Origin of the sequence: Sphingopyxis sp. H050, assembly GCF_001468265.1 — a bacterium.
Lineage (GTDB): Bacteria > Pseudomonadota > Alphaproteobacteria > Sphingomonadales > Sphingomonadaceae > Sphingopyxis.
This window is the reverse complement of record NZ_LNRZ01000002.1, coordinates 319,294-333,800: the sequence shown is the minus strand read 5'-3', so window position 1 is coordinate 333,800 and position 14,507 is coordinate 319,294. Positions and strand designations below refer to the sequence as shown.

General features: G+C 63.9%; 13 protein-coding genes. 7 read left to right on the top strand and 6 right to left on the bottom strand.

Translation table 11 applies throughout. From position 1 onward, the window contains the following. Nucleotides 1-3 precede the first annotated feature (3 nt). The 3 genes from ATE67_RS04720 to ATE67_RS04710 form a co-directional block, all read right to left on the bottom strand. Nucleotides 4-822: an inositol monophosphatase family protein gene (locus ATE67_RS04720; RefSeq protein ID WP_058815474.1), complete on the bottom strand. Its 819-nt coding sequence runs from the start codon at nucleotides 820-822 to the stop codon at nucleotides 4-6. A gap of 43 nt (nucleotides 823-865) precedes the next feature. Continuing rightward, entirely contained in the window at nucleotides 866-1,429 is a 564-nt protein-coding gene (gene efp, locus ATE67_RS04715; protein ID WP_058815473.1) for an elongation factor P, read from the bottom strand. A 112-nt stretch (nucleotides 1,430-1,541) separates the two neighbouring features. Next, complete coding sequence (locus ATE67_RS04710; protein ID WP_058815472.1) at nucleotides 1,542-3,494, bottom strand: OPT family oligopeptide transporter; 1,953 nt, start codon at nucleotides 3,492-3,494, stop codon at nucleotides 1,542-1,544. Between the two features lie 135 nt (nucleotides 3,495-3,629). On the opposite strand from ATE67_RS04710, the gene ATE67_RS21315 reads away from it, so the two are divergent. Further along, entirely contained in the window at nucleotides 3,630-3,800 is a 171-nt protein-coding gene (locus ATE67_RS21315) for a hypothetical protein (protein ID WP_156416909.1), read from the top strand. Here the strand turns inward: ATE67_RS21315 and ATE67_RS04705 are convergent. Both ATE67_RS04705 and thiE read right to left on the bottom strand, forming a co-directional pair. Next, complete coding sequence (locus ATE67_RS04705) at nucleotides 3,797-4,309, bottom strand: M23 family metallopeptidase (protein ID WP_058815471.1); 513 nt, start codon at nucleotides 4,307-4,309, stop codon at nucleotides 3,797-3,799. The genes ATE67_RS21315 and ATE67_RS04705 overlap by 4 nt on opposite strands. Next, nucleotides 4,306-4,932, bottom strand: coding sequence for a thiamine phosphate synthase (gene thiE, locus ATE67_RS04700; protein WP_058815470.1), 627 nt, complete (start codon nucleotides 4,930-4,932; stop codon nucleotides 4,306-4,308). The genes ATE67_RS04705 and thiE overlap by 4 nt, the downstream gene beginning before the upstream one ends. A 35-nt stretch (nucleotides 4,933-4,967) precedes the next feature. Here thiE and ATE67_RS04695 point away from each other — a divergent pair, with 35 nt between their 5' ends. After that, entirely contained in the window at nucleotides 4,968-5,369 is a 402-nt protein-coding gene (locus tag ATE67_RS04695; RefSeq protein WP_231728049.1) for a hypothetical protein, read from the top strand. A gap of 461 nt (nucleotides 5,370-5,830) precedes the next feature. Then, nucleotides 5,831-7,906: a TonB-dependent receptor gene (locus tag ATE67_RS04690; RefSeq protein WP_058815469.1), complete on the top strand. Its 2,076-nt coding sequence runs from the start codon at nucleotides 5,831-5,833 to the stop codon at nucleotides 7,904-7,906. A gap of 652 nt (nucleotides 7,907-8,558) precedes the next feature. On the opposite strand, the gene ATE67_RS04685 is transcribed toward ATE67_RS04690, so the two are convergent. Further along, the gene (locus ATE67_RS04685) at nucleotides 8,559-9,698 is read right to left on the bottom strand and encodes an ABC transporter substrate-binding protein (RefSeq protein WP_058815468.1); all 1,140 of its coding nucleotides are present in this window, start codon (nucleotides 9,696-9,698) and stop codon (nucleotides 8,559-8,561) included. A 79-nt stretch (nucleotides 9,699-9,777) separates the two neighbouring features. Between ATE67_RS04685 and ATE67_RS04680 the strand changes: the two genes are divergently transcribed. From ATE67_RS04680 to ATE67_RS04665, 4 genes are all read left to right on the top strand, one after another. Then, entirely contained in the window at nucleotides 9,778-10,446 is a 669-nt protein-coding gene (locus ATE67_RS04680) for a response regulator transcription factor (RefSeq protein ID WP_058815843.1), read from the top strand. A 26-nt stretch (nucleotides 10,447-10,472) separates the two neighbouring features. After that, nucleotides 10,473-11,855 carry a sensor histidine kinase gene (locus tag ATE67_RS04675; RefSeq protein WP_137889389.1) on the top strand — a complete coding sequence of 461 codons (1,383 nt, stop codon included), beginning with the start codon at nucleotides 10,473-10,475 and terminating at the stop codon, nucleotides 11,853-11,855. Nucleotides 11,856-12,013: 158 nt separating this feature from the next. Next, nucleotides 12,014-13,354, top strand: a complete 1,341-nt coding sequence (locus tag ATE67_RS04670; protein WP_058815466.1) for a CitMHS family transporter — start codon at nucleotides 12,014-12,016, stop codon at nucleotides 13,352-13,354. Further along, nucleotides 13,347-14,444 carry an AbrB family transcriptional regulator gene (locus ATE67_RS04665; RefSeq protein WP_058815465.1) on the top strand — a complete coding sequence of 366 codons (1,098 nt, stop codon included), beginning with the start codon at nucleotides 13,347-13,349 and terminating at the stop codon, nucleotides 14,442-14,444. Before ATE67_RS04670 ends, ATE67_RS04665 begins: the two co-directional genes overlap by 8 nt. Nucleotides 14,445-14,507: the final 63 nt, after the last annotated feature.

Below are 14,507 nucleotides of genomic sequence, written 5' to 3'. Positions count from 1 at the left end.
GGATCAGGCGTTGCGCAGCGCGCCCGCGACCAGCTTTTGCAGCTTCGAATGCACCGCGCCGCTGCCTGCGATGAACTCGCTGCGTTCGATCGCGCGGTCGCCGCCGCGGAAGTCGCTGACGAAGCCGCCCGCCTCGCGCACCAGCAGCATGCCGGCGGCGACGTCCCAAATGTTGAGATGGCTTTCCCAGAACCCGTCGAAACGGCCCGCGGCGACCCATGCGAGGTCGAGGCTGGCGGCGCCGAAGCGGCGGATGCCGGCGACTTCGGGCGCGACCGCGCCGAAGATGCGGCTCCACTGCGCCATGTCGCCATGGCCCATGAAGGGGATGCCGGTCGCGATCAGGCATTCGTTGAGGTGGCGGCGCGATGCGACGCGCAGGCGCCGGTCGTGCAGCCACGCGCCACGGCCACGCTCGGCCCAATAGCTTTCGTCGGTGACGGGCTGATAGATCAGCCCCGCGGTCACCTCGCCCCAGCCGCCGCCGAGCTTCGGTTCCTGCACCGCGATCGAGATCGCGAATTGCGGGATCGCGTGGAGGAAGTTCGACGTGCCGTCGAGCGGGTCGATGATGAAGCGCGGCTTGCCCGGCTCGCCCTCGATCTCGCCGGCCTCTTCCATCAGGAAGCCCCAGCCCGGGCGCGCGTGGGTCAGCTCGTCATAAAGCGTGCGCTCGGCGGCCTGATCGGCTTTCGAGACGAAGTCCGCAGGCCCCTTTTGCGAGACCTGCAGATGCTCGATCTCGCCGAAGTCGCGGCGCAGCTTCGTGCCGGCCTTGCGCGCGGCGCGTTCCATGACGGTGATGATGCCGGAAATGGCCATGTCAAAATCTCCACCCGCCCGAAATGCGGGCGGCGATACCTACTTAGTCGGCGCGGCGAACATATTCGCGATCGTACACATGCACGACGATCTTCGTTCCGCTGGTGATGTGCGGCGGCACCATGACGCGGACGCCATTGTCGAGGATCGCGGGCTTGTAAGACGACGAGGCCGTCTGGCCCTTCACCACGGCGTCCGCCTCGACGATCGTCGCTTCGATCGTTTCGGGCAGTTCAACCGAGATCGGGCGCTCTTCCCAAAGCTCGAGCACGACGTCCATGCCGTCCTGCAGGAATTCATGCGCTTCGCCGACGACATCCTTGGAGATGTTGATCTGCTCGAACGTGTCCTTGTCCATGAACACCAGGTCATCGCCCTCGGCGTAGAGGAACTGGAAGTCCTTGGTGTCGAGGCGGACTTTTTCGACCGTATCCGCGCTGCGGAAGCGGTTGTTGAGCTTGCGCCCGTCGATGAGGTTCTTGGCTTCGACCTGCATATAGGCGCCGCCCTTGCCCGGCTGGGTGTGCTGGATCTTGGTGACCTTCCAGATGCCACCTTCATATTCGATAATATTGCCGGGACGGATTTCAACGCCGGTGATTTTCATCGCGCACACTCGCTAGTTCAAGGATGGAAAGAGCCGCCAGCGCATCGCGATGCGCCGGTCACAGGAGCGCGCCCTTAGCCGCGTGCGCGGCGAAGGGCAAGCGGTGCGTGCGTCAGGCGGTCGTCGCGACGGCCTTGCGCGTCCGCGCATAGCTCAGCGCGACGAGGGCGACGAACAGGCCCAGGCCGACGAAGATCGACGGCACATGGAAACCGTCGCCGACCACCGCGAGCGGCGCATCGCTGTCGGTCGCATAGACGAGGCCGGCATAGAAAACGCCGAACAGGCTCTCGCCGACGATCATCCCCGTGGCGGTCAGCACCCCCATGCGGTGGGCGAATTCGAGGTTGGCGCGGCGCCGGGCCCAGCGGTCGTAGAACCAGCCGCCGATCGCGCCGATCACGACGGGCAGAATCACCGCCATCGGCAGATAGATGCCGATCCCGATCGCCAGCGGCGGCAGGCGCAGCTTGCGCGCGCGGCCGAGCAGTTCGTCGACGATAATGAAGCCGATGCCTGCAAGCACGCCATAGCCCAGCATCGTCCAGTTGAGGTCGCCGCCAAGCACCCCCTTCGCAAGCGACGAGATCAGCCCGGCCTGCGGCGCCGCCAGCGCATTCGGCCCCGCCCCCGGCACCCCGACGAAGCCCAGCGTCTCGTTGAGGACGTTGAGCACCGGCGGCACGACGAGCGAGCCGAAGAAGACGCCGATGATCAGCGCGACCTGCTGCTTCCAAGGGGTCGCACCGACCAGCTGCCCGGTCTTCAGATCCTGCAGATTGTCGTTCGAGATCGTTGCGATGCCGAAGACCACGCCCGTGACGATCAGCGCATAGGCGACCATCGCCGCGCTCGCCTCCTCGCCGCCGCCGCGCCCGAGCAGCCCGACGAGCAACAGCGACGAGGCGATGATCGCGAGGATGCCGATGCCGGAGACGGGCGAGTTCGACGCGCCGATCAGGCCCGCCATATAGCCGGTGACCGACGCGATCATCAGGCCGATCACGACGACGAATATGAGGGCGCCCGAGACGAGAATCGCCGCCGAACCCGCGAGCGGACCGCCCGCGAGCACGGACCAGAGCAGCCACGCGATCGGCACCAGCGTCAGCAGCGAACCGCCGAACACCCAGCCGATCGGAATATCCTGCTCGCCGACCGCGAGCGCCTCGCCGGCATGGCGCGCCTTGCTCGCCGCCATCGCCGACCGGATGCCGCCGATCACGGGCCCGGCGATCTTGAGCAGCGTCCAGATCGCCGCGACCGCGATCACACCGGCGCCGAAGAAGCGGACGTCGGCGCGGAATACGGTGTTCGCGATCGTCTCGACATCGGGACCGGTCGCGCCTTGCGTCAGGATCGGCAGCAGGATCCACCAGCCGGTGACCATGCCGACAAGCTGCGCGAGACCGACCGACAGGCCGACAAGATGGCCGACCCCGAACAACGCAAAGCTGAGTCCGCCCGCGATACCCGTCGCGCCGGCGCCCGCCTTGAACCAGTGCGCGACTTCGGCCGCGGCGAGCTTCATCTGAGTGAGCAGAGTAAAGCCTGCGGCGACCAGGCTGTTCCACAGAAGCGCGGATAGCCCCGCCTTGTTCTCCGCCGCGCCCTCGGCGCTGGCTGCGCCGACGTGCAACACCTCCGCCGCCGCGCGGCCTTCGGGATAGGGCAGATCGGCCTCGACCACGAGCGCGCGGCGCAGCGGGACTGAGAAAAGCACGCCGAGGATGCCGCCGAGCATCGTGATGGCGGTCGTCTCGATCATCGGGAAACCCTGCCAGTAACCGACCATGATCAGTCCCGGCAGCACGAAGATGATCGCGGCCAGCGTGCCCGCGGCGCTCGCGATCGTTTGGACGATGTTGTTCTCGAGGATCGTCGACCCCGACATGAAGCGCAGCAGCGCCATCGAGATCACGGCCGCGGGGATGGAGGTGGCGAAGGTCAGGCCGACTTTCAGCCCCAGATAGACGTTCGCTGCGGTGAACATCAGCGTCAGCACGCCGCCCAGCAGAATCGCCCTTAGCGTCAGTTCGCGCATTGCTGTCCCATCGCGGCTCATGTTCGTCGTCCTGCTGTGTCAGATGCGACCTGTTGCGGGCGCGCGGGGCCTTAGCAAGCAAAAAAGCCGACGAACCGAAGCCGATTTGACGTATCGATCCAATCCCGCCGTCCCCGCACGATTCATAAGACCGGCATGATGAGTATCGATCTTCCCAACCAACCGTCACCCTCTCCTGGCGCACGCAAGCTCGCCAAACGAGCCGCGCCCTGCGCCGGGCTGTTCGGGTGGCGCAAGGACGGCGCGCCGGCGCGCGTCGATAACAAACCGACGCAGCCGGGCGGCAAGGATAACCCGCTGGCTTAAGGCAGCGCCGCCCTTCCGGTGAGCAACGGATAGGGATTGACCGGCTCGCCGTCCTGCCAGCCGCTGCCGGGCACGGTCGCCATCATCTGGAAATGCAGGTGCGGAAAGGCCGGATCGGCGTTGCCGCTCGCGCCGACGGTCGCGATCACCTGGCCCCGCTCGACGCCCTGCCCCTCGGCGAGTCCGCGCCGATAGGCCTGCAGATGAGCATAATAGAGGATCAGGCGGCCATCGGCGGCGCGCTGGTAAATGGTGAGCCCGCCGCGTCTCGAGGTGAAAAGCTTTTCGATCCGTCCGTCCATTGCGGCCAGCACCGGCGTCCCGAGCGGCGCCTGAATGTCGATCGCGCGGTGAATGCGGCCTTCGCCGCGGCTTTTGCCCCAGCTGTCGACGAGATCGGAAGGCTGCAAGCCTTCAACGGGAATGATGAGGACGTCCGATCCGGAAGCCGCGACGGTGGCGGCGAAAAGCGCCGCCGCGCAGAGGAGGCGGGCGCCCGCTCCCTTCACCCCGCCATCAGCTTGTCGAACGCGCGGACCGCGGCGGCCGGCCCGTCGGGATGCCCCCAGACGCCGTTCGACACCGCGAGGAAATCGGCGCCCGCGTCGATCAGCGTCTTCGCATTCTCCACCGTAATCCCGCCGATCGCCACACAGGGCAACTCGAAAAGTCCCTGCCACCAGGTGAGAATTTCGGATTCGGGGCGGTGCTCGACGTCCTTTGTGGACGTCGGGAAGAAGGCCCCGAATGCGACATAATCCGCCCCGGCCTCGCCCGCTTCCATCGCAAGGTGGCGGCTGTCGTGGCAGGTCACCCCGATCTGTGCGTTGGCGCCAAGCTCGCGGCGCGCGTCGCGCGGATCGCCGTCCCCCTGCCCCAGATGCACGCCGTCGGCGTTCAGCCGCTTGGCGAGCGCCACATCGTCGTTCACGATGAACGCAACATCCTGCGCGGCGCAGATCGCCTGCAGCGGCGCGGCGAGCCGGGCGGCCTCGTGCTGGTCGAGTCCCTTGACGCGAAACTGGAACGCTGCGACTGGCCCGGCGGCAAGCGCTTCTTCGAGTTTCGCGGGAAAATCGCCCCCGACATCGAGCGGCGAGATGAGGTAAAGCTGGCAAGCGGATGGTTTCATGGCGCGTTCATAGCGACGCGGCCAGAGACGGGCAAATGCAGAACACAGCTCGCCTCGCCGCCCCGGCCCTCATCGCCGCTTTCGCCCTTTCCGCCTGCGCCGCCACCGGCCAGCAGACCCCGCTGCGCGACGGCAGCGACGTCGCGCTCGGCCAGCGCGCGAGGGTCGATGGCCCGATCGTTCAGCCGGTTAAAGTGCTCGAAGACAGCCGCTGCCCGATGAACGCGCGCTGCATCTGGGCGGGCCGCGTGCGGTTGCAGATGGTCTGGATCCGCGGCAATGGCGAGAAACAGCCGTTCGAGGTGACGCTTGGGGAGCCGGTGCCGCTTGCCGACGGCCAGTTCACGCTCGAATCGGTGCGCCCCGAAAAGATGACCAATGTGACGTTGAAGCCGGACGACTATCGCTTCAGCTTCCGCTTTGCGGGCGGGTTGTAAACCCCGCCTCCTTTGCTCGTCATTCCGGCCTTCGCGGGGACACTTATGTTATAACTCCCTGGAAGTAGCCATTTGAGCACTCCCGCCGACCGGAGGATCGGCTGCCTTCGCTTGATCCTTGCCTTTCTGACTTACCCTGCAAGCGTTTGAAAGCCGACGTCGATAATTGTTGACGGGAAGTTCGCCGAAATGTCCGAGAGCACGTCAGAGCGTCGTCGGCTCGCCGGTCGCAGTCTGGGGCTATCTCCTCGAGCAGAAGCGCGGTGAGGGGATGCCCCCTAGGAGCCTCTACCATCATGAAAGCGTGAAATCCTGCCCCTGGACGATGACGATCGGGGTAGTCCGCCGCCGCCTTTTTTAGCCATCAGCGCACCACATTTTCCTCACTGCTGCTTAATATTGCAAATCAATCGCATTATCTGTAGGGGCCCGCGATCATCGCTGCTCTCAGGGGGAATTTCATGAAATCCAAATTGCTATTGTCGGCTGCCTTGCTTGCGTTTCCAACCGCCGCGACGGCGGCCGAAGCCGAATCGGACGACAGCCGCACGATCATCGTCACCGGCAAAGCCGACGGCTATTTCGCGGAAAACTCCGTCACTGCGACCAAGACCGACACGCCGCTCATCGACGTGCCGCAGACCATCTCGGTGGTAACGCGCGAGCGGCTGGACGATCAGGCACAGCACAGCATCGCCGACGTCCTGCGCTACGTGCCGGGAACCACCATCGGCCAGGGTGAAGGAAACCGCGACCAGATTACCCTGCGCGGCCAGAATACGACCGCCGACTTCTTCCTCGATGGCGTGCGCGACGACGTGCAATATTATCGCGGCCTGTACAACATCGAGCGCATCGAGGTCCTCAAGGGCCCCTTCGCGCTGATTTTCGGCCGCGGCGGCAGCGGCGGCATCATCAATCGCGTGCAGAAGACGCCTTCCGCAGAGGCGCTGGCGATCGGCGGCTCGGCGAGCGTCAACACCTTCGGCGCGTGGGACGTGACGGCGGACATCAATGCGCCGATCAGCGGCAATGCCGCTTTCCGCCTCAACGCCAATTATGAGAGCCTCGACAATCACCGCGATTTCTTCGAGGGCGAGCGCTATGCGATCAATCCCTATTTCGCGGTCAACCTAGGGCAGTGGCAGCTCGGCCTCTCGTACGAATATGTGAACGACGATCGCGTCACCGACCGCGGTGTACCTTCGATCGCCACTGCGGCGGGCCAGCCGAACCGCCCGATCACCGGCTATCGGGACACATTCATTGGCGTCCCGGGTGTCAATCGCGCTGGACTCGAGGCGCATATCGTCAAGGCGCGGCTCGATGGCGAACTCGCGGAAAACCTGAACTGGTCGACCACACTGCTCTATGGCGACTATGACAAATATTACACCAATGTTTTCGCCAATGGCGCCGCCACCGGCCAGACGGGCACCGTCGCACTGTCCAGCTATACCGATCCGACGACGCGGCAGAACTTCATCGCGCAGAGCAATCTGGTGTGGGACGTGAACTTCGGATCGATCGGCAACAAGATCCTGCTCGGCCTCGAATATGGCGATCAGGATTCCACCAACCAGCGCCGGAACGGAACGCTATCGAGCAGCACGCTCAACCTCGCCAATATCGTCTATCCGACGGTCACCTTTGGCGCGCTCGCCCGGAACACCGAGTCCGACGTGCAGTTCTTCTCGGCCTATGCACAGGACCAGATCAGCTTTGGAGCGCATGTCGATCTGGTGGTCGGCCTTCGCTACGACCGGTTCGAGATCAAGGGCACCGATCTGGTCGGCACGCCGCGACCCTTCGCGCGCACTGACGAGAAGGTTTCCCCGCGCGTCGGTCTGATCCTGAAGCCACGTGACAATATCTCGGTCTATGGCAGCTACAGCCGGTCCTTCCTGCCGCGCTCGGGCGACCAGTTCCTGACGATGTCGGCGACGCAGCAGAATCTCGCACCCGAAAGGTTCACCAATTATGAGGTCGGCGCCAAGTGGGACATCCGGCCCGATCTCAATGTCACGCTCGCGCTGTTCCAGCTCGATCGGACCAATGCGACGACTCCCGATCCGAACAACGTCACCGCGACGATCAACGTCGGCGAGACGCGGACCAAAGGCGTCGAACTGGCGTTGACCGGCCGGATCACGCCCAATTGGCAAGTGAGCGGTGGCTATACCTATCAGGATGCGCAGCTTCGCGGGAACGGTTTCGTGCGGCTGGCGCAGGTGCCGAAGCACCAGTTCGCCTTGTGGAATCGCTATGACTTCAACAGCAGCGTTGGCGCGGGTATCGGCGTGATCCATCAGTCGAGCCAGTTCGCGGCAATCCGGACATCGGCAACGACCACCCGCTTGCCCGCCTTTACCCGCGTGGACGCCGCGCTGTTCTTCAAGGCGAACGAGCGGATCGAGTTCCAGGTCAACGTCGAGAATTTGCTCGACGAGAGCTACTTCTCCGACGCGCACAACAACAATAACATCACGCCCGGCGCGCCGATCAACGCGCGCTTTACCGCTCGCGTGAAGTTCTGACGGCAAGCCGAGAGGGCGGGAGTGCCTTGCGCTCCCGCCCTCGACGCACCGTGGTTGACCAAATGCCCGTCCGTAGGCCGAATTGCAGTGCAGCGCCCCGAAGACGGTTCAGCAGCCTAGCCCCGCCCGTTGCTTCACCTGCGCTTATGCGCGACAACACCCCTCGGTCTCTGGTTGCAGCTGGATGAAAGACAGGGGTCACGTCAGGACCAGCATTTCGCCTGTTGCTAGCCGCTGTATTCGGTTGCTCGTGTGCGAATGCCATGCACGCTTGCCCCACCATAGCCGAGATCGATTCCAACGACGTCCGCGTGGCAAATATGGTCGTTGCAGGGCGCATTCCGGCGCAAAGCGCGGCGAGGTCCACGCCACCGTCATGGGTCGCTCATCGGCATTCTCGACTTCGTAAATGACAACCTGCAACCCGACACCGGCCGGGCTATAATAAAGGTGGTCCCGGGTTCCCGGAGACACCAGTATTATAATTCGCTGGAAGTGGCTATTTGAACGTTGGGGCGATTTGCCCGAGTCTACCGGAGGCGAGCGGCTCCGCTTTGGCGCACGCCTCGGCAAGTATTGCCTACAGGCTAAGAAGAAGGCCGATTGATCGGTGGTAGAATGCGCCCAAAGCGCTCCGTGAGGTTGTCCGCTATCACCCTGTTGGACCAATCTGCTTGCTTGATGCTGCGCCGGCCTCAATTTCGCGATTCCACTGTTTCATGAATCGGTTACGGGTCAGCTTGTCCTGCGCGATGAGCAGTTCAGGACCTACGCGTATTGCTCGCATCGGTGCCGTGGTGCCGCGCAGTTCCATCGGCCGCTCCACGTCGCTGCGCACCGAGGGCATCGCATGGCGGGTAAGCAGCACCTGGCCCTTGGCGGACAACAGAAAATCCAGAAACAACCGCGCGGCGTTGGGATGGCCGGACGTGGTCGGGATCATGGCGATCCGCGACATGACCAGCGTGTAGTCGGCGGGGAACACGACCCCCAGCTCGGGATTGCGAGCCGCCTCGTCCAAGGCATAGGATCCGAGGACATTATAGCCGATCACCGACCGTCCGCTCGAAACATCCTTGATCACCTCTTCGCTAGTCGAAAAAAAACGGGCCCGGTTGGCGCCAAGGCCATGAGCCATCTGCCAGACGTGACCGCTGGTGGCATTGTCCTGCGACAGACAGAGATAGCCGACCGACGATGAAGCGGGATCATAGGTCGCGATACGTCCCTGCAATTCCGTGTCGCGCTGTTCGAGCAACCGGACGAAGTCCATATGGTTGCGCGGGACACGCTCGGGCGACAGCAGCGCCTTGTTGTAGACCATGACAACCGGTTCGGCGGTAACGCCCCAGGCTTGATTCTTCCAGTTCGCCCAATCGGGCAGATTTCCCTTTTCGGGCGAGTCATAGGACTGGGCATAGCCGTCGTTCACGAGCTTGATCTGCATGTCCATCGACGACGAAAGGAGGAGGTCGGGATTTCCGCGCCCGGCCTTTTCTTCGTCCAGAAACCGGTCGCGGACATCGCGGGCGGACAGATCGTGATAGTCGGTCGTTATCCCGGGATAGGCGCGTTCGAATGCAGACAGGAGATCGCGCATGACCTTCCGGTCGGTCGTCGACCAGATGACAAGCCGGCCTTCCTTCGTGCCGTCCTCGACAAGGTTCGCGTAAGAAACGTCGTAGCCCGCGGGAACCCGCGCGGCATAGTCGGTGTCCGGGGAACAGCCACCCGAAAGCCCAAAAATTCCGACCCAGAGCCCGAGGCAACGGACGATGCCGCGTGATTTCATCGGGGCTTTCCCCTTCGCACGTCACTCTCCCTTTAAATCTCCTGTGGACCAATATGCCGAGTTTCGCCAGATTGAAGCGATGGCGAGGATATTGCTTGTCGAAGATGATCCGCCCCTCGCGCGCGGTGTTTCCGCACTGCTGAGGAGCGCGGGGCATTCGGTCGATGTTGCCGAGGACGGCGAAACCGCGATGATGGTCGTCCGCGAGGAACCCTATGCGCTGGTGGTGCTCGACATCGGACTGCCGGACATTTCCGGCCTCGACGTCCTGAATGCGATCCGGCGCGGCGAATCCAAGGTTCCCGTACTGGTCCTGACCGCGCGCGATGCGATCGAGGACCGCATCGCGGGGCTGGACCATGGCGCCGACGATTATTTGCTGAAGCCCTTCGATGCGGGCGAACTCGAGGCTCGCGTTCGCGCGCTGCTGCGCCGCGCGGCGGGCGAGGCCTCGCCGCTGACGACGATCGGCCGGCTGACCATCGATCCTGCTCGTCGTATCGCGGCGGTCGACGGACGGACGCTCGATTTGCGGCGCCGCGAATGGGCCGTCCTCGAACGCCTCTCGGCGCAGACGGGCAAGGTCGTGCCAAAGGAAAGGTTGAGCGCGGAGGTGTTCGGTTACGATGAACCCGTGTCACCGAACGCGATCGAGGTTTATGTCGCGCGCCTTCGCCGCAAGCTCGAGCCCGATGGTCCTGCAATCCGGACAATCCGTGGCCTCGGCTATGTGATCGAACCGCGTTGAAGTCAGCCCGGCCGCGGGAAGGGTCGTTGACGGGCCGGATGCTCGGATGGCTGGTCCTGCCGGTTGCGATGCTGGCGCTGGTCCTCGGGGTCGCCGGTTCTTTTGCGATTACCCGCACGGTCGGCGCCGTTAACGACCGGATATTGAGCGCGGCATCACGCGGCATAGCCGACTCGCTGGGCAGCGACGATGGCGAAATCACCCTCGATCTTTCACCTGCCGTATTCGGAATGCTGGAGAATAACGCGCGCGACAATGTCTATTACAGCGTCCGGCGGGGGCGCGAAATCCTGACCGGCTATACGGACCTGCCCCAGATCCGGATCGACCCGGCGCGGCAGGAGGAGTTTACTTTCGCCGAAAGTCGATACCTGGGACATGAAGTCCGTATCGTGGCGGTTACCCGGATCGTGCCGCAGGTCAGCGAGCCGATCGTCGTTCAGGTCGCCGAAACGCTCGATGCGCGCAAGCGTATGGCGCGTGGACTGCTGGTCGGGCTCGCGGTGCTGGAGCTCGCGCTCATTGCTACCGCAGCCATGCTGATGCCGATCGCCGTGCGTCGCGGCCTTGCTCCGCTGAAGCGTTTGCAGGCCGAAATGGATCGACGCGGTGCGGAGGACCTGACCCCGCTTTCGGCTGCCGGCGTTCCGGGCGAACTCGGCGATCTGGTCAGTGCATTCAACACCATGCTCGCCCGGCTCGACAGCGGATTTGCGGGCATTCGCCGGTTTACCGCCGATGCATCGCACCAGATGCGTACACCGCTGTCGGTCCTGCGCACCCATGTCGCGGTCCTCAAGCGGGCGAAGCCGGGAAGCGCCGAAGCGAAAGGGTCGATCGAAGATATCGACGATGCAGGAGCCCGGCTCAGCCATTTGCTGAACCAGCTGCTGTCACTGGCGCGCGTTGATAGCGGACATCCCGAACGGGTGATCCTTGAGCCGGCCGATCTTCGCCGGTTAGCGGCCGATGTCGTGAGCGGGCAGGAGGCCGTCGCGAGCGCAAGGCAGATTCGACTGCATCTCGGCGCGCCGCAGCGCGCGGTCGAGGTCCGGACCAACACGGCGCTGGCGACGGAAATGCTCGTCAACATCGTCGACAATGCCATTCGCTATAACCGGCCGGGCGGGCAGGTCAGCGTGATTGTCGATGAGCGACCCGCCGCGATCCGGGTTGAGGACGACGGGCCCGGCATTCCGCCCGAAGATCGCGAAAAGGTCTTTGAACGCTTCATTCGGCTGAACCCGCACGCCGGGAACGATGGCAGCGGATTGGGATTGTCGATCGCCCACTCGATCGCCGAGACTCTCGGCCTTGACCTCGGGCTCGACGGCGGTCCGGGTGATCGCGGTTTGCGGCTTACGATTATTTTCCCGCCAGACGCTGACAGCTTGGTGAAAGGTCCCTGAGCTAGTTGGTGTGCAAGGTTCCGGAACAGGAACAGCAATGAGGGAGGATTTGTGGCTATCCATCAAGGCGCGGACATGCCGGCATCTTTGCCGGCCCGCCGAAGCGCGGGGGGCCTTGTCCGGCCTCCGGCTGCGGCACCACTCGGCTGATCAGGACCATGTTGTCTCTCTACGCCTTCGCGATGGTCAGCGTCTTCATGACGCTGATCATGACCAAGCGTCTTTCCGCCATTGTCGCGCTGATTGTCGTGCCGGTTTCTTTCGCGCTGGTCGGATTTCTGTTGTTCGGGGCCTATCAGACCGACCTCGGCACGATGATGATGAACGGCGTGAAGCAACTCGCCCCGACCGGTGTCATGCTGGTCTTTGCGATCCTTTATTTCGGGCTGATGATCGATGTCGGCGTCTTCGACCCGTTAATCCGTGCGATCGTCCGCATCGTACACGGCGACCCCGTCCGCATCATGATCGGTTCCGCGCTGCTTGCGCTGATGGTATCGCTCGATGGGGACGGCGCGACGACCTACATGATCACCACCGCGGCAATGCTGCCCGTCTATCGTCATATGAAAATGGACGTCCGGATGCTCGCCTGCGTCGTGATCATGGCGGGCGGGGTGATGAATGTGCTGCCGTGGGGCGGCCCCACGGCGCGGGTTGCGAGCGCGCTCCATGTCGACGTCAGCGACATATTCCTGCCGCTGATCCCGTCGATGATCGCGACCGCGGCCTGGGTTGTGTTCGTCGCCTATCGTTTCGGACTGAAGGAACGCGACAGGCTGGCGAAGCTGCCGGTCGATGCGATCGACGAAGATGCGACCGCATCCGAAATCCTCGCAGCCGACGTCGAAAGCCATGTCGAGGCCCGGCGTCCACGGCTCTTCTGGTTCAATCTCGCGCTCACGTTCGGGCTCCTGGTAATGCTGGTCATGGGCGTCATGCCGCTAGCCGTCCTCTTCATGCTCGCCTTTGCGCTCGCGATGATGCTCAACTTCCCGTCGCTCGACGAACAGCGCGAACGGTTGTCGGCTCATGCGGGCAACGCGCTCGCGGTGGGCGGGCTGGTCTTTGCCGCCGGCATCTTCACCGGCATCCTTTCGGGGACGCAAATGGTCGATGCGATGGCCGCTACGGTGACCCACGCGGTGCCGGAAAGCATGGGTCCCTATCTGGCGCCGATCACCGCCGTGCTGAGTGCGCCCTTTACCTTCTTCATTTCCAACGACGCCTTTTACTACGGCATCGTACCCATCCTTGCCGAAACGGGGACGCATTACGGCATCAGTCCTGTCGAGATGGGGCGCGCCTCGCTGGTCGGGCAGCAGGTGCATCTGTTGAGCCCGCTCGTCGCCTCGACCTTCCTCCTCGTGAGCTTCGTCGGAATCGAGCTTGGCGAGCATCAGCGCTTCACTCTCAAATGGGCGCTTGGCTCATGCGTCGTCTTTTTCTTCGCCGCGATCCTGACCGGCGCGTTCCCGTTCGTCGCTGCAGGTGGATGACGGCACGGACGAGGCGGCCGGGAAGCAATATCCGCGGCCTCCGCTGACCCGCTGGGCCGCGCTGCTCGCACTCTCGATCGCGCTGACCGGATTGCTGGAACTGCTTGCCGTTCCGGCGGCCATGCTGCTCGGCCCGATGCTTGCCGGCATCGTCCTTGCGATGCGAGGCAAGACGGTAACCGTGCCGCGCCCCTGCTTCCTCGCGTCGCAGGCGGTCATCGGCTGTCTGATCGCGCGCTATTTCGAGCCGGGGTTGCTGGCGACGCTGGCGAACGACTGGCCCGTCTTCGTCGGCGTGACCTTCGCTGTCTTTGCCGCGAGTTTTGTACTCGGCTATCTCCTGATGCGGTCGGGCGCGGTGCCGGGCACTGCCGCGATCTGGGGATCGGCCCCCGGCGGGGCGGCGCCGATGGTGATTCTAGCCGACGCCTATGGCGCCGACGCGCGTCTGGTTGCGGTTATTACCTATATGCGCGTCCTGACCGTCGTCGTTGTGGCGTCCGTTCTGCTGGTGTTTGTAGGCGACGGCCATACCGCTCCGGACAGGTCGGTGGCGCTGTGGCAAGGATTCGATCTCGCGGCGCTGGGTGTCACCCTACTGGTCGTGCTGGCGAGCGTTGTCGCCGGCCTGGTACTGCGTATCCCGGCGGGGCCGATGATCAGCGCGATTGTCATCGGCACGGCGTGGAACTGGTGGTCGGGCGCGGCGTTGGCAACCCCGGCTCCGCTCCTCGCCGCCGCCTACGCCTTCATCGGCTGGCGCATCGGCCTGACGTTCAGCCGCGACGTGGTAGCCAGCGCGGCGCGCAGCCTGCCATGGATCATTCTTTCCTCGCTGGTGCTGGTCGCCATGTGCGCCGGGCTGGGCGGCCTTCTGGTCTGGCAACTCGGCATCGATCCGGTCACAGCCTATCTCGCTACCAGTCCCGGCGGGCTCGATTCGATCGCGATCATCGCGGTGTCGACGCACAGCGACACGCCGCTCGTGATGTCGTTGCAGGCGATGCGATTTCTGGTCGCCTTGTCGCTTGGACCGCGTGTGGCCATGTTCGTTTCAAATAAATTTAGTAAAATCAATGCTATGACATGATTCCCTGCATGTCGGGCGGCGACAGCTTGGTGACAGCTTGCGTGCCTAATGTGGGAAAAGAGG

Coding starts and splice junctions, on each gene's coding strand:
- ATE67_RS04720 (WP_058815474.1), bottom strand. CDS start 822: ATGGCCATTTCCGGCATCATCACCGTCATGGAACGCGCCGCGCGCAAG.
- efp (WP_058815473.1), bottom strand. CDS start 1,429: ATGAAAATCACCGGCGTTGAAATCCGTCCCGGCAATATTATCGAATAT.
- ATE67_RS04710 (WP_058815472.1), bottom strand. CDS start 3,494: ATGAGCCGCGATGGGACAGCAATGCGCGAACTGACGCTAAGGGCGATT.
- ATE67_RS21315 (WP_156416909.1), top strand. CDS start 3,630: ATGATGAGTATCGATCTTCCCAACCAACCGTCACCCTCTCCTGGCGCA.
- thiE (WP_058815470.1), bottom strand. CDS start 4,932: ATGAAACCATCCGCTTGCCAGCTTTACCTCATCTCGCCGCTCGATGTC.
- ATE67_RS04695 (WP_231728049.1), top strand. CDS start 4,968: ATGCAGAACACAGCTCGCCTCGCCGCCCCGGCCCTCATCGCCGCTTTC.
- ATE67_RS04690 (WP_058815469.1), top strand. CDS start 5,831: ATGAAATCCAAATTGCTATTGTCGGCTGCCTTGCTTGCGTTTCCAACC.
- ATE67_RS04685 (WP_058815468.1), bottom strand. CDS start 9,698: ATGAAATCACGCGGCATCGTCCGTTGCCTCGGGCTCTGGGTCGGAATT.
- ATE67_RS04680 (WP_058815843.1), top strand. CDS start 9,778: ATGGCGAGGATATTGCTTGTCGAAGATGATCCGCCCCTCGCGCGCGGT.
- ATE67_RS04670 (WP_058815466.1), top strand. CDS start 12,014: ATGTTGTCTCTCTACGCCTTCGCGATGGTCAGCGTCTTCATGACGCTG.